The organism is Rhizorhabdus sp. P4_G5, from assembly GCF_056401065.1.
Window position 1 is genome coordinate 26,889 of record NZ_JBFUKB010000008.1, and the last position, 19,713, is coordinate 46,601.

At 63.4% G+C, this 19,713-nt stretch carries 18 protein-coding genes; 7 read left to right on the forward strand and 11 right to left on the reverse strand.

What is annotated here, in order from left to right:
- Nucleotide 1 precedes the first annotated feature (1 nt).
- From AC1DQK_RS14800 to AC1DQK_RS14810, 3 genes are all read left to right on the forward strand, one after another.
- Entirely contained in the window at nt 2–382 is a 381-nt protein-coding gene (locus tag AC1DQK_RS14800) for a response regulator (RefSeq protein WP_477871828.1), read from the forward strand.
- 300 nt (nt 383–682) lie between these two features.
- Nucleotides 683–1,339 (forward strand): methyltransferase domain-containing protein, encoded by a 657-nt coding sequence (locus AC1DQK_RS14805; protein ID WP_477871830.1) that lies wholly within the window; start codon nt 683–685, stop codon nt 1,337–1,339.
- Nucleotides 1,340–1,378: 39 nt separating this feature from the next.
- Entirely contained in the window at nt 1,379–2,206 is an 828-nt protein-coding gene (locus tag AC1DQK_RS14810; RefSeq protein ID WP_477871832.1) for an SAM-dependent methyltransferase, read from the forward strand.
- Between the two features lie 106 nt (nt 2,207–2,312).
- Here the strand turns inward: AC1DQK_RS14810 and AC1DQK_RS14815 are convergent, their stop codons facing one another.
- Genes AC1DQK_RS14815 through AC1DQK_RS14840 form a run of 6 tightly spaced genes read right to left on the reverse strand, consistent with a single transcriptional unit; the run spans nt 2,313 to nt 7,469 of the window.
- Nucleotides 2,313–3,182 (reverse strand): cytochrome c oxidase assembly protein, encoded by an 870-nt coding sequence (locus AC1DQK_RS14815; protein WP_477871834.1) that lies wholly within the window; start codon nt 3,180–3,182, stop codon nt 2,313–2,315.
- Nucleotides 3,170–3,499, reverse strand: a complete 330-nt coding sequence (locus AC1DQK_RS14820) for a hypothetical protein (RefSeq protein WP_477871836.1) — start codon at nt 3,497–3,499, stop codon at nt 3,170–3,172. Before AC1DQK_RS14820 ends, AC1DQK_RS14815 begins: the two co-directional genes overlap by 13 nt.
- Nucleotides 3,496–4,107, reverse strand: a complete 612-nt coding sequence (locus AC1DQK_RS14825; RefSeq protein WP_477871838.1) for a cytochrome c oxidase subunit 3 family protein — start codon at nt 4,105–4,107, stop codon at nt 3,496–3,498. The genes AC1DQK_RS14820 and AC1DQK_RS14825 overlap by 4 nt, the downstream gene beginning before the upstream one ends.
- A complete protein-coding gene (gene ctaD, locus AC1DQK_RS14830; RefSeq protein WP_477871840.1) occupies nt 4,100–6,004 on the reverse strand; it encodes a cytochrome c oxidase subunit I in 1,905 nt (634 codons plus the stop codon). Before ctaD ends, AC1DQK_RS14825 begins: the two co-directional genes overlap by 8 nt.
- Nucleotides 6,001–6,930 carry a cytochrome c oxidase subunit II gene (locus tag AC1DQK_RS14835; RefSeq protein ID WP_477871842.1) on the reverse strand — a complete coding sequence of 310 codons (930 nt, stop codon included), beginning with the start codon at nt 6,928–6,930 and terminating at the stop codon, nt 6,001–6,003. The genes ctaD and AC1DQK_RS14835 overlap by 4 nt, the downstream gene beginning before the upstream one ends.
- A 2-nt stretch (nt 6,931–6,932) precedes the next feature.
- On the reverse strand, nt 6,933–7,469 hold the full coding sequence (locus AC1DQK_RS14840) for a c-type cytochrome (RefSeq protein WP_477871844.1): 537 nt from the start codon (nt 7,467–7,469) through the stop codon (nt 6,933–6,935).
- Between the two features lie 87 nt (nt 7,470–7,556).
- On the opposite strand from AC1DQK_RS14840, the gene AC1DQK_RS14845 reads away from it, so the two are divergent.
- Nucleotides 7,557–9,455: a PQQ-dependent dehydrogenase, methanol/ethanol family gene (locus AC1DQK_RS14845; RefSeq protein WP_477871846.1), complete on the forward strand. Its 1,899-nt coding sequence runs from the start codon at nt 7,557–7,559 to the stop codon at nt 9,453–9,455.
- Between the two features lie 9 nt (nt 9,456–9,464).
- Here AC1DQK_RS14845 and AC1DQK_RS14850 read toward each other — a convergent pair whose 3' ends face one another.
- Nucleotides 9,465–10,253 (reverse strand): DUF2182 domain-containing protein, encoded by a 789-nt coding sequence (locus AC1DQK_RS14850; RefSeq protein WP_477871848.1) that lies wholly within the window; start codon nt 10,251–10,253, stop codon nt 9,465–9,467.
- Entirely contained in the window at nt 10,234–10,866 is a 633-nt protein-coding gene (locus tag AC1DQK_RS14855; protein WP_477871850.1) for a DUF1326 domain-containing protein, read from the reverse strand. Before AC1DQK_RS14855 ends, AC1DQK_RS14850 begins: the two co-directional genes overlap by 20 nt.
- Nucleotides 10,867–11,038: 172 nt before the next feature.
- Here AC1DQK_RS14855 and AC1DQK_RS14860 point away from each other — a divergent pair, with 172 nt between their 5' ends.
- The 3 genes from AC1DQK_RS14860 to AC1DQK_RS14870 all read left to right on the forward strand — a co-directional run bounded on the left by AC1DQK_RS14860 (nt 11,039) and on the right by AC1DQK_RS14870 (nt 14,557).
- Entirely contained in the window at nt 11,039–12,472 is a 1,434-nt protein-coding gene (locus AC1DQK_RS14860; protein WP_477871852.1) for a L,D-transpeptidase family protein, read from the forward strand.
- A gap of 75 nt (nt 12,473–12,547) precedes the next feature.
- Nucleotides 12,548–13,378 (forward strand): NYN domain-containing protein, encoded by an 831-nt coding sequence (locus AC1DQK_RS14865; protein ID WP_477871854.1) that lies wholly within the window; start codon nt 12,548–12,550, stop codon nt 13,376–13,378.
- Nucleotides 13,379–13,708: 330 nt separating this feature from the next.
- Complete coding sequence (locus AC1DQK_RS14870; RefSeq protein ID WP_477871856.1) at nt 13,709–14,557, forward strand: calcium-binding protein; 849 nt, start codon at nt 13,709–13,711, stop codon at nt 14,555–14,557.
- Nucleotides 14,558–14,622: 65 nt separating this feature from the next.
- Here the strand turns inward: AC1DQK_RS14870 and hsdR are convergent, their stop codons facing one another.
- Genes hsdR through AC1DQK_RS14885 form a run of 3 tightly spaced genes read right to left on the reverse strand, consistent with a single transcriptional unit; the run spans nt 14,623 to nt 19,636 of the window.
- Nucleotides 14,623–16,983 (reverse strand): EcoAI/FtnUII family type I restriction enzme subunit R, encoded by a 2,361-nt coding sequence (gene hsdR / locus AC1DQK_RS14875; RefSeq protein WP_477871858.1) that lies wholly within the window; start codon nt 16,981–16,983, stop codon nt 14,623–14,625.
- A complete protein-coding gene (locus tag AC1DQK_RS14880) occupies nt 16,980–18,188 on the reverse strand; it encodes a restriction endonuclease subunit S (RefSeq protein ID WP_477871860.1) in 1,209 nt (402 codons plus the stop codon). The genes hsdR and AC1DQK_RS14880 overlap by 4 nt, the downstream gene beginning before the upstream one ends.
- Nucleotides 18,185–19,636: a class I SAM-dependent DNA methyltransferase gene (locus AC1DQK_RS14885; RefSeq protein WP_477871862.1), complete on the reverse strand. Its 1,452-nt coding sequence runs from the start codon at nt 19,634–19,636 to the stop codon at nt 18,185–18,187. Before AC1DQK_RS14885 ends, AC1DQK_RS14880 begins: the two co-directional genes overlap by 4 nt.
- Nucleotides 19,637–19,713 lie beyond the last annotated feature (77 nt).

Consider the following 19,713-nt stretch of genomic DNA (forward strand, 5'->3'; position numbering starts at 1 on the left):
CTTGCCGATCATCCTGGTTGTCGAAGACGAGAACATCATCCAGGCGGTCATCGAGGACGCACTCGTCAATGCAGGCTTTGCCGTCATGCTGGCCGGGGACGGCCCCGGCGCGATGGCTGCCCTGGAAGGCGACGGTCAGCCGGATGCAATCGTAACCGACATTCGGCTGGGAAGCTCGATCTCGGGCTGGGATGTCGCGCGCCATGCGCGCGAGCTGAAGCCGAACATCGGGGTCGTGTATATCAGCGCCGACAGCGGCGTCGAATGGCACTCCCAGGGCGTACCCGGCAGCTTATTCATCCAGAAGCCATTCGCAGAAGCCCAGATCGTCACCGGCGTGTCCACGGTGATCAACAATGCCGACAGAACGCCGCCAAGCTGAGCCGCCGTGCACGCTGTCGTGCCGGACAGCGAACTGATCGGTAAAGGGCGCTGGCCACATGGTCCCTTATGCGAAGCCGGATACGGTGCTCGCAGCGATCGATCGAGCTCACCAGCGGGCGACTAAGGTCGCTCCCGCGGGCGAGGAGATCATCGCAAATGTGACGAGGCGCGGCCGCGCGCATGGCTTCCTGCTCGAAGCTCCGCCGCAGAAGTGCTATGAGGTGACACTGACAAGCGGGGCCCCCGAAGGAGAAGAAAGACGGAAAGTCTCGCCATCCGCAGCCGCGCCGAAGAGCAGATGGATGCCGACGATCTCGACCCGGCAACCTATGCCGCCGTTCTGCACGATCTTGCCCGAGTGAACCGGCTGACATTCACCACGCAGCCCACCCTCCGCTATCTCGCGGGCGCAACGATGGGACTTCGCAATTTCCGCCTGCTCGACGTGGGCTTCGGTGCCGGTGACATGCTGCGCGATATCGGCCGTTGGGCGCGCAAGCGCGGGATCGGCGCTGCGCTCGTCGGCGTCGACCTCAACCCGCGCAGCGCTGCGATCGCCCGCGCCGCCGACCGAACCGATCTGGATATCCAGTATCTCACCGGCGACTATCACGATGTGCCCGGACCGTTCGACTTCATCGTCAGCAGCCAGGTCACCCACCACATGACCGACGACCAGCTGCGCGAGTTCATCCGGCACATGGAGCAGCATTCCAAACGCGGCTGGCTGATCAGCGACCTGCATCGCCATCGCTTCTCGCACGCCGGCTTCCCGCTGCTCGCCCGCCTCATGCGCGTCCACCGGATCGTCCGGGAGGACGGCACCCTGTCGATCGCGCGGTCCTTTCGTCCCGCGGAGTGGCAGTCGATCCTTGCCGATGCTGGCATCTCGGCCGACCAGGTCAGCATCGTGCGGCGCTTCCCGTTCCGGCTGTGCGTCGAACATGTGCGGTGACGGCAGGATGCAGGGCGTGCATCCGGGCGGGGCGCCGGCATGGTCCTGATCCTGCCGCGCCGGCCCATCGGCGTCGCCGCGGTCGCCGATCATTATGACGAACTCGACCCTATCTACCGGGCGCTGTGGGGCGAGCATGTCCATCATGGGCTGTGGCGATCCGGACGGGAGACGGCAACCGCCGCCGTCGAGGCCCTGAGCGACGCCGTGGCCGATCGCCTCGCCTGCAGGCCGGGCGAGCATGTCGTCGACATAGGTTGCGGCTATGGGGCAACCGCGCGGCGGCTGGCCGGACGAGGTTTGCATGTAACCGGCTTCACCCTGTCCGCTGAGCAGGCCGCGCACGCCCCACCGATGCCCAACGTCACGCTCCATTGCCGCGATTGGCTGAACAATGGCCTGACATCCGCCAGCTTCGATGGGGCCTATGCGATCGAAAGCACCGAGCATATGGCGGACAAGGCGACCTTCTTCAGCGAAGCCCGCCGGGTCCTTCGGCCGGGAGGCCGGCTGGTCGTCTGCGCGTGGCTTTCCGCCGAGGCCCCCAAGCGCTGGCATGTCCGGCACCTGCTGGAGCCGATCTGCCTGGAGGGGCGGCTGCCGTCGATGGGCAGCCGATCGCACTATCTCGATCTCGCCGCACAGGCCGGCTTCGCCTGCGAGCAGCACCAGGATCTCAGCGCGCAGGTGGCCCGGACCTGGACGATATGCCTGCGGCGCCTGCTCCGCGCGATGATGACCGATCCGGACACCCGCAGCCGCGTGCTGCGGGCGCGGAATCGGCTTTTCGCGCTGAGCCTGCCGCGCCTCATCCTGGCCTATCGCACGGGTGCGATGCGCTATGGCATGTTCACGTTCGTCGCGTAGCAGGTGGCCCTGCTCGCCTGGAGATCGGGATCGTGCAGGCCGAGCAAATCGTGGAGCGTAATCTGGCTCATCCCGGCATTCGGTCCGGCGCACGAACACATCGCCATCACGCCGGCGCGCTCGCTCTCACCCGGCCTGCATCCCTGCCATCCGAAAGATACCGCCGGAGCAGGAGTATCGCGGCACCGGCATGAACAAGGCCCCCTGGTACCCACATGATGAGACCGGCAAGCGCCTGGTCCTCGGTAGGCGTGACACCGAACGGCATCATGCCCATGGCGGCGTAGGCCGAGTACCAGGGGCTCGCCGAAAGCGCCATGAGCGCGCCGAGCGCCGCGCCGATCACCGACGTCGCGAACAGGCACAGGGCGGCCAGGGCGCGATTGGGCGTGCGCAGCATTGCCCACCAGAATAGCAGCGCGGTAATGAGGAAGGATAGGTGCTGTGCCACATGCCAGCCGGGATGACCGAGCGCGCGGTTGAACAATGGCGGTGCGTGCCACGCCCACAGCGCGGCGGCCTGGAGCGCGGTCGCGAGCCCGGGGCTGGCAAGGCGCCGCACGAATCGCCCTGGCGACGCCAGTACCGCCCGCATGGGTCTGGAAAATGCCCACAGCATGACGCCCCATGGCCGCGACAGCGGCAGCAGCAGCGCAGCGACCAGCATGATCAGTTCATGCTCGATCATATGCAGGGTAAAGCTGCGCTCACCGGCCTCGTGTAGCGGCGAGATCAGGGCCAGAGCCAGAACGAGCCACCCTGCCCCGAATGTCGCGGCACTCCTCCAAAGGCTTCGGCGCGCGCGCAGGCGCGTGAAGCCGATCAGATACACAGCGAGCGCCAGCGCCAGCGGCCCGATCACGCCCGGATCCAACGTCCAGCCCGGCGGGCCGGCTGCAACGGCATGGGCACCACCATGGGCATGGGCCGCCGAGGCCGTGAACGACAATAGCAGCAGAGCCGTCAGGCGTGACATTGCGGGAGAATGAAAGAGGATGCGGTCTGAAAGATGATCGCAAGGAGGAAGATCACGGCGGCAAGTTCGCCGGTGCCTGCCACGAAGCGGCGGCTGCCGGCATGGGGCTGGGAGAGGTCGCCTTCCGCGCGCCGCCAGATCGGCCAGGAGAGCGCAGCGCCGAGGAGCAGGATCGCCGCGCCAGCCAGGCCGAAGACGCAGGCGAGAAGCGTCGCATGGCGGCAGTCGAGCTGGACGAAGTCCGATCCCAGTTGCTGCGACATAAACCAGCCCGCAATGCCGCCGATCCAGGCCGACCAGGGTCTCAGCCCGCTCATCCGTGCAGCCTCGGCACCCAGTAGATCATGCCGTAGACGAGCACCCAGCTCGCGGCGATGAAATGCCAGTATAGCGCGTTCTCGCTGGCATCGACGAAGCGACGGCCCTTAAGGCCATGGCGGGTGTGCATGAGCGCCGTCAGCACCAGCGTATCCACCCAGTCGGTGATCAGATGGACTGTGTGCAGAAACAGCAGCGCCCAGGTGATCGAGCCATAGGCGTTGCGATCCCACCCGATATTGAGGTGATCGAACTCCAATGCCCGCGTGGCGAAGATCGGCAGGACGACCAGGCTCATCACGACAAGCCCGATCCTAACTCTGGCGATGTCCTCCATTTCCGCGGCGCGTTTCACCCAGATGTTGGGCAGTTCCGATAGCAGCAGCAGGACCAGCGTCACCGTTCCCCACAGCAGGTCCGGCGGCAAGGCGCTGGCAGGCCATTGCCGTTCCTGCGCCATAAGGAAGAAATAGGCGGCGAAGGCGAGCGCAAAACCCGTTCCCTCGATCGCCATGAAACCACCGGTCCCCCACCAGGTCGTGCTGCGATGGCCGAAGGCATGATCGGGCAGAGCCGATGCGTCACCGGTGAAGCGCGGCTCACTCATCGCCCTGCTCCGGCAACGGCTCCAGCGGATCATGCGGCCAGAACCAGAAGATCAGCGGCACGGCCATCAACAGGGTGCCCCAGATCACCGCCCAGGGATTGAAGATCGAGCCCAGGAACATGATCGTGGTGGCGATTGCCGCGAAGAAGGGCCAGCCATTGGGCGGCGGGCTGGCTTCACGCAGATCGGGAACGGCATCGATGCCCGTGGTCAAGAGCAACTCGCGCTTGTCAACCTGAAGACCGGGAATGACCTGGCGATCTTCATCCCACAGGGGGGTGCGGCTCTCGACGCGTGGAATGTGGGCGAAATTATAATTGGGCGGCGGCGAGCTTGGCAGCCATTCAAGGCTCGAAGCATCCCAAGGGTTGGGGCCGGCAGCCCTGCCCTTGCGATAGCTGATGGCAATATTGCCGATGAACAGCAGCACCGAAGCGGCAAACAAGAAGGCTCCGACGGTCGAGATCAGGTTGAGCGTCGACCAGCCGGCGCTGGCGGGATAGGTGTAGACGCGACGGGGCATGCCGAGCAGCCCGGTGAGGTGCATCGGGAAGAATGTCAGGTGAAAGCCTATGAAGGACAGCAGGACGTTCCACTTCCCCAGCGGCTCTGCCATCAGGCGGCCGGTGAACTTGGGGAACCAGTAGGTGACGGCACCGAGCAGCGGGAACACCGAGCCCCCGATCAGCACATAATGGAAATGGGCGACCACGAAATAGGTGTCGTGGAGCTGGAGGTCGAGCGGAACGCTCGCGACCATGACGCCGGTGAGCCCGCCCATCACGAAGGTGATGATGAACGCCACGACCCACAGCAGCGGCGTTTCCCATCGCGGCCGGCCGCTCCAGATCGATGCGATCCAGCAGAATATCTGCACGCCGCCGGGGAGCGCGATCATCATGCTGGCGGCGGTGTAGAAACTATAGCCGACCCTCGGCAGGCCGGTCGCGAACATGTGATGGACCCACAGGCCGAAGGCGAGCAGCCCGATCGAGACCACCGCCAGCACCATCAGCGGATAGCCGAACAGCTCGCGGCGAGTGAAGGTCTCGGTCATCTGGCTGACGAAACCGACCGCCGGAATGAAGATGATATACACCTCCGGATGCCCGAAGAACCAGAACAGATGCTGCCATAGCAGTGCGTCGCCGCCCTCGGTGGGATTATAGAACTGCGTGCCGATCAGCCGGTCGGAAATCAGGAAGGACGAGGCCAGCATGACCGCCGGCATTGCGAAGACGATCATGAAGCTGGTCACCAGGATCGACCATGCGAACAAAGGCATGCGGTTGAGCGACATGCCGGGCGCGCGCTGCTTGAGGATGGTCGTGATCAATTCCACCGCGCCGGCCAGGGCGGCCACCTCGGTGAAGGTGATGAGCTGCGCCCACACGTCGGTGCGCTTGCCCGGGCTATATTCGGGGCCCGAGAGCGGCACATAGGAAAACCAGCCCGCTTCCGGCCCGATATTGAGCACGAAGGCGATCCACAGGAAGATGCCGCCGAACAGATATATCCAGTAGCTGAAGGCATTGAGCCGCGGAAAGGCGATTTGACGCGTGCCCATCATCAGCGGGATCAGGTAGACGGCCATCGCCTCCATCACCGGCACGGCGAACAGGAACATCATCGTCGTGCCGTGCATCGAGAAGAGCTGATCGTAGCGATCGGCGCTGATCAGGCCGCTGTCGGGCGTGGCGAGTTGCAGACGCATGAGCAGAGCCAGGATGCCGCCGAGCCCCAGGAAGACGAAAGCTGTGACGATATAGCGTCGGCCGACGCGCTTGTGATCGACGGTCGTGATCCAGCCCCACAGGCCGGGGACGTCGGACCAGGTCTTCTCGAGCGCCTGGTGCAGGGCATCGCCGGTGAACTCCGGCCCGTCGACGCGGCTCATCGCAGCGTCTCCAGATAGGCCGAGGTCGCGTGCAGTTCGTCGGTGTCGAGCGGCACGCGCGGCATGTGGCTGCCGGGCTTGATCGCCTGCGGGTCGTCGATCCAGCGTTCCAGCCACGAACGGACGTTGGGAAGCTCGCCCGCGGCCAGCGTCGCGCGGCTGGCGATCCGGGTCAGATCGGGGCCGACCGTCCCGAAGGCGGGCGTGCCGGTGATTGCATGGCATCCCGCACAATGACGCCCGGTGACGATGGCGTAGCCGCGCTTCTGCTCATCGGTGACGGGTACAGGCGCGGGCTGAAGCGAGCGACCGTACCAGGTTGCGAATCGGGCCGGCGTCTCGACCAGGATGTCGAGTGCCATATGGGCATGCTGGAGACCGCAGAATTCGGCGCACTGCGCTCGGAAATGGCCGGTCTGTCGCGGCAGCAGCGCCAGGTCGGTGGTGCGGCCGGGGATCAGGTCCTGCTTGCCGGCAAGGTTGGGAATCCAGAGACTGTGGATCACATCGTCGGAGGCCAGCTCGATCTCGACGGGTCGGCCGGCCGGCAGATGCAGTTCGTTGGCGGTGATGACGGTCTTGGAGGGATTGTCGTCCTGATATTCCACTTCCCACCACCATTGCTGCGCGGTCATCTTGATCCGCAGCGGCTTTTGCCCGGCGCCGGCGAAGGCGAGACTGCGATCCGCGAAATAGCTCCCCAAGGTCAGCACGGAGAGCCCGATCGTGATGAGCGCCGCCCAGCCGGCGACGCCGACGCGCAGCTTCTGCTCGCGATCATCGTCGCGATCCCTGCGCCAGATCGCCCATCCCAGGAACAGCAGCACGAGAAAGAAGAAGAAACCGGTGATGCCAAGAAACACATCGAAGAGCTGATAGATGATCGCGGCATGGTCACCGGCCGGATCGAGCGCGGACTGGTTCACGCTCACCGCGCTCCCGCATCTTCGCTGCTGTCGTAGAGCGGCTTGCTCTTCTCCAGGGCCAGCGACTTGGTGTTGGCCAACGTGTCGGAACGGCTCGGCGGAACATCCTTGGGCACCTGTCCGGCCATCGAGCGGACATAGGCCGCGATCTGCCACATCTGCTGCTCGGTCAGCAGCCGCCGGAAGCTCGGCATGCCATTGGGCCGCCCCTGGATCAGGGTGGCGACGATCTGCGGGCTCGACGAACCGTAGATCCATTCGTCGTCGATCAGCGGCGGCCCGATACCGCCGCCGCCATGGGCATGGCACTCGACGCAGTTGAACTCGGTGTAGAGGCGCTGGCCTTCGCTGACATGGAAAGCGTTGGTTTCGAAGCGGGTGATCCGCGGGTCCGGCGCGTCCGGCGCCGCTCCGCCCGCAACCACGGTGGTCGTCGTCGCCAGCCGCATCTGGCTGAACGGCACCGGCGGGTGGGTCTCGCGCGTCTCCCGGTGGCAAGCCGCCAGCAGCGCGAGGAGCAGCAACGCGGGAAAACGCATGACCCCTTTCCTTATTGGCCGGTGGTGAAACTTTGCTGCGAGCCGAAAGTTTCATGAGCGAACTTATTGATTTCAGGGAAATAATATATGTTAGCAAGGGGGCTAGCGATCACCGGTCTGATGCTGGCGGCGGGGTGCCATCGCGGCACCTCCTCCGGCCGCGCCGATGCGCCGCAACCCACGTCGGAGACGGCCCGCCAGGCCCTCGCCGCCGGCCGCGCCGTCGCCCCCGCGTCCGCCTCTCCCGAGGATGACGGGATGTGGACGATGCCGAGCAAGGATTATGCGAACACCCGTTTCAGCGGGCTGACCCAGATCACCAAGGCCAATGTCGGCCAGCTCCAGATCGCGCTGACCTTCACCTCAGGCACTACGCAGGGGCAGGAATCGGCGCCGATCGTTGTCGGCGACACTCTCTATCTGGTGACGCCTTATCCCAATATCCTCTACGCGATCGACCTCAACAAGGCGGTCGACCCGACATTGCCGGGCGGTGTCGCCAAATGGCAGGTGAGGTCGATGGCGGCGGCGGCCTCGCAAGGCGAGGCCTGTTGCGACGGCGTCAATCGCGGGCCGACCTATGCCGACGGCACCGTCTATTTCAACACGCTGGATTCCTACACGGTCGCCGTCGACGCGAAGACCGGCAAGCTCAAATGGAAGACCCCCGTATGGGATTACACCAAGGGCGAGACGATGACGATGGCGCCGTTCGTCGTCGGCAACAAGGTCATCGTCGGCAATTCAGGCGCGGAGTTCGGCGCGCGCGGCGGCGTTGCGGCGCTCAACGCGAGCGACGGTTCGATCGCGTGGCGGGCTTATGCGACCGGTCCGGACAGGGACGTGTTGATCGACCCCGCTGTCTTCAAGCCATTCTACGCGCAATATCGCGGCAAGGATCTGGGCCGGACGAGTTGGCCGGGCGAGGCCTGGAAGATCGGCGGCGGCGGCACCTGGGGCTGGATCAGCTACGATCCCGACCAGAATCTGATCTTCCACGGCACGTCCAACCCGTCGCCCTGGAACCATGCGGTGCGCCCCGGCGACAATCTGTGGACCGACGCCGTGTTCGCCCGTGATCCGCAGACCGGAAAGGCGCATTGGGCGTACCAGTACACCCCGCACGACCTGTGGGATCATTCGGGCGTGAACGAGAATATCGTCCTCGACCTGCCGTGGCGCGGGCAGGCGCGGAAGGTCATCATCCGGCCCGAGCGCAACGGCTATATCTATGTGCTCGACAGGACGACCGGCGAAGTCCTCGCCGCCGATCAATATGTGCCGAACACGGTCTCGAACGGCGTCGACCTCAAGACCGGCCGCCTCCGCCACAAGCCCGAGATGATTCCGCAGCCGGGCAAGGTGGTGCGCAATGTGTGCCCCAATGCGCCCGGCGCGAAGGACTGGAGCCCGAGCGCGTTCAGCAAGGTCACCGGCTGGCTCTATGTGCCGCACAACAATCTCTGCATGGACTGGCTGCTGGGAAAGCCGAATTATATCCGGGGCACCCCCTATATCGGCGTTACCCCCCGCTTCTTCCCCGGCCCTGGCGGCAACGCCGGCGAATTCATGGCCTGGGATCCCGTCAACCGCCGCAAGATCTGGACGATCAAGGAACGCTGGCCGGTCTGGAGCGGCGCCGCGGTGACCGCGTCGGGCATCGTCTTCTATGGAAATCTCGAGGGCTGGTTCAAGGCGGTCGACGCCGACACCGGCAAGCTGCTGTGGCAATATCAGACCGGCTCCGGGATCATCGGCCAGCCGACCGTGTTCCGCGGCCCCGACGGCCGGGAATATGTCGCGATCATCTCCGGCATCGGCGGCTGGATCGGCTCGATGGTCGCGCACAACCTCGACCCGCGCGATCCCACCGCCGCGAAGGGCTGGGGCAATATGACCGCGGACCTGAAGAAGATCACGACCAAGGGTGCGGGAACGCTGTTCGTGTTCGCGATACCGCCGGCGGGCCGGCTGGCTCGGCAATAGTCCTTGCCGTCAGATCAGGATTCTCGCCAGGCCCCAGACGATGAGCACCAGGCCGGCACCTCTTGAAACCGGCAGGCTGCCCGGCAGGAGCTTCTCGGCTGTGACTAGGGCTGTCAGCGCGGCGATCCACAGGAAGTTCATGACGCCCCCGACGAACAGCAGCGCCATCAGAAGCCAACAACATCCTATGCAATAGCCGCCGTGCATCAGGCCAAGTCGCAACGCGCCGCCGACTCCCGGTCGCCAGTGTCGTGACAGAAATGCGGCAGGGGACCGGCAATTGCTGAGGCAGGCGTTCTTCATCGGCAGAAGCTGATAGAGCCCGGCCGCGATCAGGGTCGCTCCGGCCAGGGATGCGTGGCTGGACCGCATCGTCGCGCCGTTCAGCAGTCCTGCCCGTATCGCCCATATCTGCAACAGCGCGGCGAGCGCGGACATGCCCAGCCAGGCGAGCAGATAGCCTGACAGGAACACAGCCGAGCCGGCGATTGTGGACTGACCGCCTCGCTCCCGCCGGACGCGGCCATAAAGCAGGATCACGGGGGCAGCGGAGGGCAGCATCATCGCCGCCATCATCACCCACCACATGGCAAGGGTGAGCAGAAGAGACGGCGGAGGCGAGCGCGGCATGCCAGCCATGCCAGCCATGCCGCCTTCGTCCATCGGCATAACGGCGCCCGTCATGGTCCAGAGCCACGCCAGTCCCGCGAGCAGGGCAATCGCGCCGAGGATGATCGTCCGTTCCTTCCGGACCATCCGTTCCGTCAGCGCGGACCGGTCAGCTGCGGACAACGCCATGGCTGTCGAGATGGATATGGGCGAACTGGCCGTAGCTGTCGCGAAGGTCCAGGCTCATCGGCCCGGTCACCCTGCTCGAGGCGCTGCCGATGTCCGCGACCGCATATTCGAACCCTTGAGGCAGGACGATCTGGGCACGGGTCTCGGCCCCGCTGGCCTTGTTGCGGATCGGCTCGCCTGTCATCTCGACATAGCCCTCGATGACCAAGCGGCCCCGTCGGCCATCGATGTCGAGGTCAAGGTCGATATCGGTGAACACCGGCGGATGCATCGTTTCGATGGTCGAGCTATAGACTGCGAACATCGTCGCGAACGGGTCGGTATCCTGGCCGGTCATGATCCTGAGCAGGGCGTCACGCTGCTCGTCGTCGGCGCGGTCTTCCAGGAAGGCGAGCGCCTCGCCGTGCCCTTCGTGGATCGGCCCGGGCCATTTGAAAACCGCCGCGATCCGAAGTCCGTCAAGACGCGTCTCGCGATAATGCCCCTCATCGATCTGGATGCCGGCCACCGCGTAGCAATGGCCCTTGTCGGGGAGACCATCGAATTGACAGTTGCAGCCATAGTCGCACGAGCAATTGACGAGCTCTCGACCCTTGAACTCCCATATGGCCATGGATGCCTCCCATAAAGGTTGGACTCGATCCATTTAGCACAGAACAGCGCACATCTGAAGGACCAGCAGAGGTTTCCGGGGCGCTTTCGACCTACGAATATTACGCGCCCCGCATTTTGTTCGGAGCCCGATCGGTTCGAGCGCGTTATGAGTGCAAATGTGAGGAAGTTGCGTGCGAAAAAACCTTGTTGCGTTGCTGCTGTCAATTTCAGTGATCGCCTTGTCGAGTTGTCATGGTCTGCCTAGCGATGGCGAGGCGAGCGGGGCCGAAGCGCCGGCGGCCTGGACACGGGACAGCGCAAGCCAGCTGAAGAAGGCGATCGAAAACCGTGCCGCGCACGGCCTGGACCGGATCTCGTTCGGGATCGACGCCGATCCGGGCAGCGTGGAGGACGACGCTCGGCTTACCCAGGCCGCATTGGCGTTCGCCGGAGCGCTCGGGCGCGGCGTGACGGACCCCGAGAAACTCTATGCGCTTTACACCGTGCCCCGGCCGAACCCCGATCTGAAGCGCGGCCTTGCAATCGCCCTCGCCTCCGGCAAGCTCGAGCAATGGTTCGAGAGCCTCGCGCCCCAGGACCCCAATTACCGCAAGCTTTCGCAGCAATATCTGGCCTTGCGCGAGAGCGACGGGAGCGGAACGCCGAAAATCCCTCCGCCTCCGGAGCCGATAAAGGCTGGCGCGCGCGATCCGCGCGTCCCGGCCATCGCGCGGCAGTTGATCGAGTATGACTATCTCGCCCCGCAAGCGTTGCCCAACCGTTATACGCCCGCGATGGTCGCCGGCGTGAAGAAGATGCAGGCGGACTACGGGATCAAGGCGGACGGCGTGATCGGGAGCGATGTGATCGCGATCCTCAACCTCTCCGACGAGGAGCGTGCGCGCGCCATCGCCGTCAACATGGAGCGCCTGCGCTGGCTGGAGCGCAGCCCGCCACCCACCCGGATAGACGTCAACCTCGCCGCGGCGCGGCTGAGCTATTGGCGCGACGGCAAGATCGTCGATATCCGCCGGGTCGTCGTCGGCCGGCCCGACCGGTCGACGCCGCAGCTTCAATCGCCCATCTACCGGCTGGTCGCCAACCCCACATGGACGGTGCCTCGCTCGATCCAGGAGAAGGAGATCGCCGCGAAGGGCCCAGCCTATCTCACGGCCAACAACATGTTCTGGAAGGACGGTTGGATCGTTCAGGGCTCCGGCCCGAAGAATTCGCTCGGGCTGGTCAAGTTCGACATGAAGAACGAGCATGCGATCTATCTCCACGACACGCCCGCGAAGCCGCTGTTCAAGCTGCCACAGCGCCAGAGAAGCCATGGCTGCGTCAGGGTCGAGGATGCCGTCGGATTCGCCGACATGCTGGCCCGCGACAACGGGATCCTGGAGCAATGGCAAAAGGCCCGCGCGGGCAACGAGGAGGCTTATGTGCCGCTTCCGAAGCAGCTTCCCGTCCGGATGCTCTATCAGACGGTGCTGTTCGATGAGACAGGCGATCCGGTTCTCAGGGCTGACCCCTATGAGTGGAATGACCGTATTGCCGCCAGGCTCGGCTTCTCGCCGCGTGCGACATATCATCTGAAGTCCGGGGAAGATGATCTCGGGCCGTGATTGCAACGCCGCCAACCGGGCGCATGATCGCCTTGGCTGTTGCACTGACGATCGGAAGCCAACAGAAGGGGAAGGATGAGCGCTGACCAATCCGCGAATCCCACGCCCAATCGCCGCATCGCGCTGCTGATCGATGCCGACAACGTCTCGCACGCGAAGATCGCCACGATTCTCGCGGAATTGTCGAAATATGGCACGGCGAATATCCGTCGGGCTTATGGTGACTGGGGCAGCGCGGGGCTGAAGGGCTGGAGAGACAAGCTTCACGCCTTTGCCATCCGGCCCATCCAGCAGTTCAGCTACTCGACCGGCAAGAACGCCACCGATATCGCGCTCGTCATCGATGCCATGGAGCTCCTCTACACGCAGGATCTCGACGCCTTCTGCATCGCCTCGAGCGATGCCGATTTCACGCCCCTGGTGATGCAGCTCAAGGCCAATGGGCACGATGTCTATGGCTTTGGCGAGCGCAAGACGCCCGACCCTTTCGTGAACGCCTGTACCACTTTTCTCTATCTCGACAGCCTTGCCGATGCCGAGGCGCCAGCGCCGCCCGCAGCCCCCCCGCGCTCCCCGAACAAGACGCCCAAGGCCAAGGTGACGGAAGAGGCCCAGCCCGGGCCAGCCGCGGGCCCGAACCGATCGCTCGCGCAGGATGCGGCGCTGGTCATCGCGCTGCGCGGCGGTGTCGAGGCGGCGGAGCGCGAGGACGGTTGGGCATTGCTGTCCACCGCCGGCAGCGCCGCCAAGCGGCAGGCGCCGATCGACCCGCGCAACTACGGCGTCAAGAATTTCCCCGCCCTCTTCGAAGCGACAGGGCTGTTCGACATCGTCAAATGCGAGAACGGCCAGACCTACGTCGCCGACAAGCGCAACAAGGACCGTACCCCACGACCGAGCATTTAGAGGGGCCCGCCTTTAATATGAACCGCTCATCCTGAGTAGGGGCTGAGCGGGAAGTGCTTCAGATCAACAGCACGCGGCTCTAGGCAAGGGCATGGAGGCTCGTACACGGCAGGATCCCGGACGCCCCCGATAAACCGGGAGCCTCGCGGCAAGCGGCCAGGCCGGAACCTTTTTCCGAAAAACAGTGAACCGAAACACCTGTCTCGGGCACTCACTGCCACGCTGGAGCGATTTTCCAGTCGGATGGAATCCATCTGACGGCTCGGAAATCGCGGTAAAACAACAGTCTGGAGCGGCCGACCCGGTGCAACCGGCAGTTCGTACAACGGCATGTCTTCCGGCGCATCAGCCAACGGCTATGGCTATGGCGGCTACGGCAGCCAGATATATGGCACGCCGGGAGACGACACGCTGACCGGCGGCACCGGTGACGATCTCCTCGATGGCGGCAATGGCCATGATGTTCTCCTGGGTGGCGGCGGCAACGACCGGCTGAATGGCGGCGATGGCAATGACCACCTCTTCGGCCAATCGCCCATGGGCGGAGCCGATGGCGCCGACAGCCTGAACGGTGGCGACGGAAGCGACTATCTCCAGGGCAATGCCGGCAACGACATGCTCGACGGCGGCATCGGATCGGATCGCATGAACGGCGGCGCCGACGACGATGCGATGACCGGTTATGTCGGCAACGACACGATGAACGGCAACCGCGGCAATGACATGGTCGATGGCGGCGACGGCAATGACTCGCTGCGCGGCGGCCAGGGCAATGACACGCTGAGCGGCGGCGCGGGCAGCGACATCCTGTCCGGCGACCTCGGCCAGGACAGCCTTGCCGGCGGCGGCGACAGCGACGTCTTCCTCTTCTCCGGCCAGGCCTCGCCGATCGCCACCCCCGACAGGATCGCCGATTTCGATCCGGCGGCCGATCGTCTCGCGCTCGGCTTCGCGCCGGCGGCGCTGTTGACGGGCGCATCCCAGGCCGATCCTGCGGCCGCAGCCAGCTTTGCCCAGTCGCTGCTGGACGGCCACGCCGGCGACCAGGAGGTGGCCGCGCTGGCGGTAGGCGCGGACACCTACCTGTTCTACTCGAGCACCGGCGGCGCGACGGCCGATTCCGCTGTGTTGCTGGCCGGGGTGAACGCGGGCGCCGTCGTGGCGGGAGATTTTATCTGAAGGCGTGGGTGACGCTGGGTCGGAACGGATAGGTCTTTCCGAAGGTAAGCGCCTCGCGGCAGCCGTTAACCCTCGTAATTCTTGCCCCCCACTGAGTCGGGACTAGCAATCGCGTCATAAAGCCCGCGCTGGAACCCGTGGAAGGTAGCACGGATCTCAGCGACGGACCCCAGCTCGCGCACGGCATCGCCCGGCGATCCATATTTCAACTGAAGCAATTCGGGCAGCTTGTCGGGGTCCAGTTCGCTTTCACCGACCAGCACATATTGTGCCAGCACGAAATCGAGAAACGCGCGCTGGCGCGGCTCGTAATGGGCCAGGATCGCATCGCGCCGTCCACCCGCCCGTTCAACCCGCTTCAATGGCGCGCGCAGGAAGGCGATATAGGCCAGCACGTCGAACAGATCGCTTTCCTGCGCGTCGGTCGCAGTTCGGATCGCTTCCAGTTGGTCCCCGGCAAAGCCGCGTTCGGCCAAGCCTTCGATCAGCTTGCGGCGCGTGTCCGGCTGGCTCCAGATCGCGCGCAGTTCGTCTTCATCCTTGAACAGCTCCGGCAGCTTGCCGAACAGGGCTTCGATGAACTGCTGGGCGGAAACCGGCTTGCCGTCTTCGCTCCAGAACGTCGTCGCACTGATATGCTGGAAGGTTCGTTCCTTCCCGTCGGCCAGCTTGATGACCAGCTTCTGCTTCGGCGGATCGGGTTCGCCGGGCGGTTCGGGCGGTTCGCCGGGCGGGTCTCCAGGGCGCGGCGGTTTCGGCGGTTCTGGGTCCAGCGGCTCTCCGTCCCATTCGGGATCGTTGAAGTGCTCATAGGCCTTCACGAAATCGAGGATCGTGAAATAGTCCTTGCCGTCGAACAGCCGCGTCCCGCGCCCGATGATCTGCTTGAACTCGATCATCGAATTGACGGGCCGCATCAGCACGATGTTGCGGACGTTGCGCGCATCCACCCCGGTGGACAGCTTCTGCGAGGTGGTCAGGATCGTGGGGATGGTCTTGTCATTATCCTGAAAGGTGCGCAGCCACTGATCGCCGATCGCGCCGTCCGAGGCGGTCACACGGACGCAGTAGTTCGGGTTGGTGCTGGTCTTCACCTGATTGATCAGGTCGCGCACGATCCCGGCATGTTCCTGCGTCGCGCAAAACACCAAGGTCTTTTCGCGCTGGTCGATCATGCCCATGAACGTCCGCACGCGATATGCCTCGCGCTCGCGGATTTCGATGGTGCGGTTGAAATCGCTTTCGGTGTAGCGCTTGCCGCCTTCGACTTCGCCTTCGATCACCTGATCGTCAGGCGTGAAGACATAGTCGTCGATGGTGGTGCCGATCTGGCGGACCTTGAACGGAGTCAAATAGCCGTCATTGATCCCCTCTTTCAGCGAATATGTGTAAACCGGCTCGCCGAAATAGGCGTAAGTATCGACATTATTCTTCCGCTTGGGCGTAGCGGTCAGGCCAATCTGCACGGCTGGCGCGAAATATTCGAGGATCGCGCGCCACTCGCTTTCGTCCTTCGCGCCGCCCCGGTGGCACTCGTCGATCACGATGCAATCAAAGAAATCGGGAGGATAGTCGCCGAAATAGGGCGCGGGATCGCCATCCGCGTCGGTACCGCTGGTGAAGGTCTGGAAGATGGTGAAGAACACGCTAGCGTTCTTGGGCACCGCGCCCTTCTTCTTGATCTCGCCCGGCTTGATCCGCGCCAGGGCGCCATCATCGAAGGCGGCGAAGCTGTTGTAGGCCTGATCGGCGAGGATGTTGCGATCGGCCAGAAACAGGATGCGCGGGTGCCGGGTAGGGGCTTCCTCGCTGTTCCAGTCGGCCAGGTTCCAGCGGGCATGAAACAGCTTCCACGTGACCTGGAAGGCCACGGCGGTCTTGCCGGTGCCGGTGGCGAGGGTGAGCAGAATCCGAGTCTTCTTCGCACTGATCGCTTCCAGTACGCGCTCGATGGCGTTGTGCTGATAGTAGCGCGGTTCGAACCGCCCACCGCCGGTTTCATAGGCCACGGCAGCGAAGCGGTCGCGCCAGGCGTTGGCGGCGGCGAATGTGGCGTCCCACAACTCCTGCGGTGTAGGAAAGGCATCAACCAGCGCCTCGGCCCCGGTATCCATGTCGATCCGGTAAATCTGCTTGCCGTTGGTAGCAAAGGCGAAGCGGGTGAGCAGGCGGGCGGCATAGTCCTTCGCCTGTGCTACACCCTCGGTATAGCTTTTAGTCGCCGCCTTGGCTTCGATCGTGGCGAGCCGAGTGTTGCGATAGACCAGCACATAATCGCAACTGAGCGGTTTGGCTCGCTTGGCCTTCCCCATAATCCGACCTGGCGCGATCACCTCGCGGCGGGTGCGGCTGCCATCGACGACGCCCCAGCCGGCCTCGCGCAGCGCGGGGTCGATCAGTTCGGCGCGGGTCTCGGCTTCATTCATGCGGCAATGGTTTCCAGCCTGGTGGCGGTCAATTTGCCGGTGAACGCGTGGTGTAGGAGGGATTGTTCGAGAGCTATCAAGGCTGAAAGCTTTTGCCGAAATATGCGTTCGAGATCTTCGACTTGCGCTCGGATGGCATCAAGTTGCTTTATCATTCGGTCTTGTTCCGTTAGATTAGCCGGAAATGATAAAAGCACCTCACGAATTTCTTCAAGGTGTAGATTTGGAACGCCGGTTCCTTTTAGCCGTTTGTTGAACTGAGATTTCGCCACGGGCGAGTTGATAAAATACAGCAGAAATTCTGGTCGGATTACCGGCAACGCCCTAAGACAAGCCAAGCTCACATATATGTCGAATACAGTGTCTCTGTCGACGATTGCAGCAACACCTGTAGTGCCATTTTTAGCTAACAATATATCTCCGCGCTTAGGTGCAACGCGTTTGTGCATTTTAGCGTGCTGATCTTCATCAATATACTTGACGTTATCCCAATCAATCCTGCCACTTGTCACATTGCGCGATGAAAGAAACACGATTCCTTCTTTAAAATATTTTGGCGTTTGATGGGTACCATCCGTAATTTTTTCGCAAACATCCTTCAGACGGCATTTGACCCAACCTTCACTTTGTTGAGTGAAGGTGGAATGGAGGTAGCTTCCAAACAAAACCTGCGCATTGATGAGGTTCTTTTCGGCGTCAACGGTTGCGGCGGCGATGGTGGCGAAGGCCTCATCCAGCACCGCCACAATCTGCCGCTGTTCTTCGAGTGGAGGCAGGGGAATAGGGAATTTGCCAAGGGCGGAAGAAGCAAGTTCCTTAAAGGTCGCGCCCGTCCCAAGGTCGTTTAGAGCTTCCCGGCTCAAAAAAAGGAAGTAGTAGAGGTATTTCGTGTCCAGATGCTCGTTCGGCACCAGCCCACGACAACCTTGGTTGAAGGCCATCGGAACTTCGGGGATGGCCAAATGCCCTATCGGAGCGCGGGTGGACATGATCACCGCGCTGACTGGCACTTGCCGGGCCGAGGAATTTTTCAAGCCGGCTTGCGTGATGGTGCGCGCAGTTTGGTGGATGTACGGCGATTTGAGTTTCCCCATCTCAGCGGGCGTCAGCCAAGCGACGTCACCCTTCCAATAGTCGGCAATGCCGCTCTTGGGCGTGCCGCCATTCACAATGCGACACACTTCCGCAAGGGGAACAGCCTTCACAGCAGCCCCCTCACCCGCGCCAGAATCTTCGCACTCTGGGCATCCAGAGCCGCAATATCGGCCAGTATTTCCTGCGGACTGCGAAGCGCCTCGGCTTCGGGCGCATTGGGGTTGCGCACGGTCAGGTCGAAAGTCGCGGGATCGAGCGTATCCGCCGCCACGCTCCATGCGTTCGGCCCTTCGGCGAAGCTCGCCTGCCGATCGACGAAATCCACCATGTCAGCATCGTTCAGCGGGTTGGTCTTGCCCATGTTGCGGCCAGGATCGAGCCGGTAATACCAGATGCTGCGGGTAGGCTCACCCTTGTCGAAGAACAGCACCACGGTTTTGACGCCCGCGCCCTGAAAGGTGCCGCCGGGCATGTCGAGCACGGTGTGCAAGTCGCAGCTTTCCAGCAATTCCCGCCGTAGCGCCACGCTGGCATTGTCGGTATTGGACAGGAAAGTATTTTTGATAACCACCGCCGCCGATCCGCCCGCGCGCAGCGACTTGATGAAGTGCTGGAGGAACAGATAGGCGGTCTCCCCGGTCTTGATCGGGAAGTTCTGCTGGATTTCCGGGCGCTCCTTGCCGCCAAAGGGCGGGTTGGCCAGGATAACGTCGAAGCGGTCCTTTTCCTGAATGTCCAGCACCTGCTCGGCCAGCGTGTTGGTGTGGACAATGTTGGGCGCTTCGATCCCGTGCAGGATCATGTTCATCGTGCCGATGACGTAGGCCAGGCTCTTCTTCTCCTTGGCGAAGAAGGTGCGCCTCTGGAGCCGTTCGAGGTCGCCGGCTGTCTTCGCCAGCGGCCGGAGATATTCATAGGCTTCGCACAGGAAGCCGCACGAACCCGCTGCCCCGTCATATACGGTATCGTTCAGCGTCGGCTTCACCACCTTGATCATCGCGCGGATCAGCGGGCGCGGGGTGTAATATTCGCCGCCGTTGCGCCCGGCGTTGCCCATGTTCTTGATCTTGGCTTCGTACAGCTCCGAAAGCTCATGCTTCTGAACCTGGCTGCCGAAAGACAGTTCATCGATCGCGTCGATCGCGTCGCGCAGCGAGTAGCCGGACTGGAACTTGTTGCGGATTTCGCCGAAAATCTCGCCGATCTTGTATTCGATGGTGTCGGCGCTGGTGGCACGGCCCTTGAACCCCTCTAGATAAGGGAACAGCTCGCGGTTCACATAGGCGATCAGGTCCGGCCCGGTCCTGGCGCGGTTATGATCCAGCTTGCCGCCGGCATCCTTCGGCGCGGCCCATAGGCCCCAGCGATGCGCGGCGTCGATGATCGGGGTGTAGGCCTGCCCGCGCAATTCGGCCTCCATGGCGCGGGCAAACTCCAGGTCGTCGAGATATTTCAGGAACAGTAGCCAACTGGTCTGCTCGGTGTAATCCAGTTCGGACGCGCAACCGGCTTCCTTGCGCAGAATATCGTCGAGGTTTTTGAAGGTCTGTTCAAACATGGCGTCAGCTAGCAGGGCTTCGCGCGGTGCCGCAAGCGCCGGTGGATTAGCCGCTTTGGAGACAGGCAAGTCTCGGC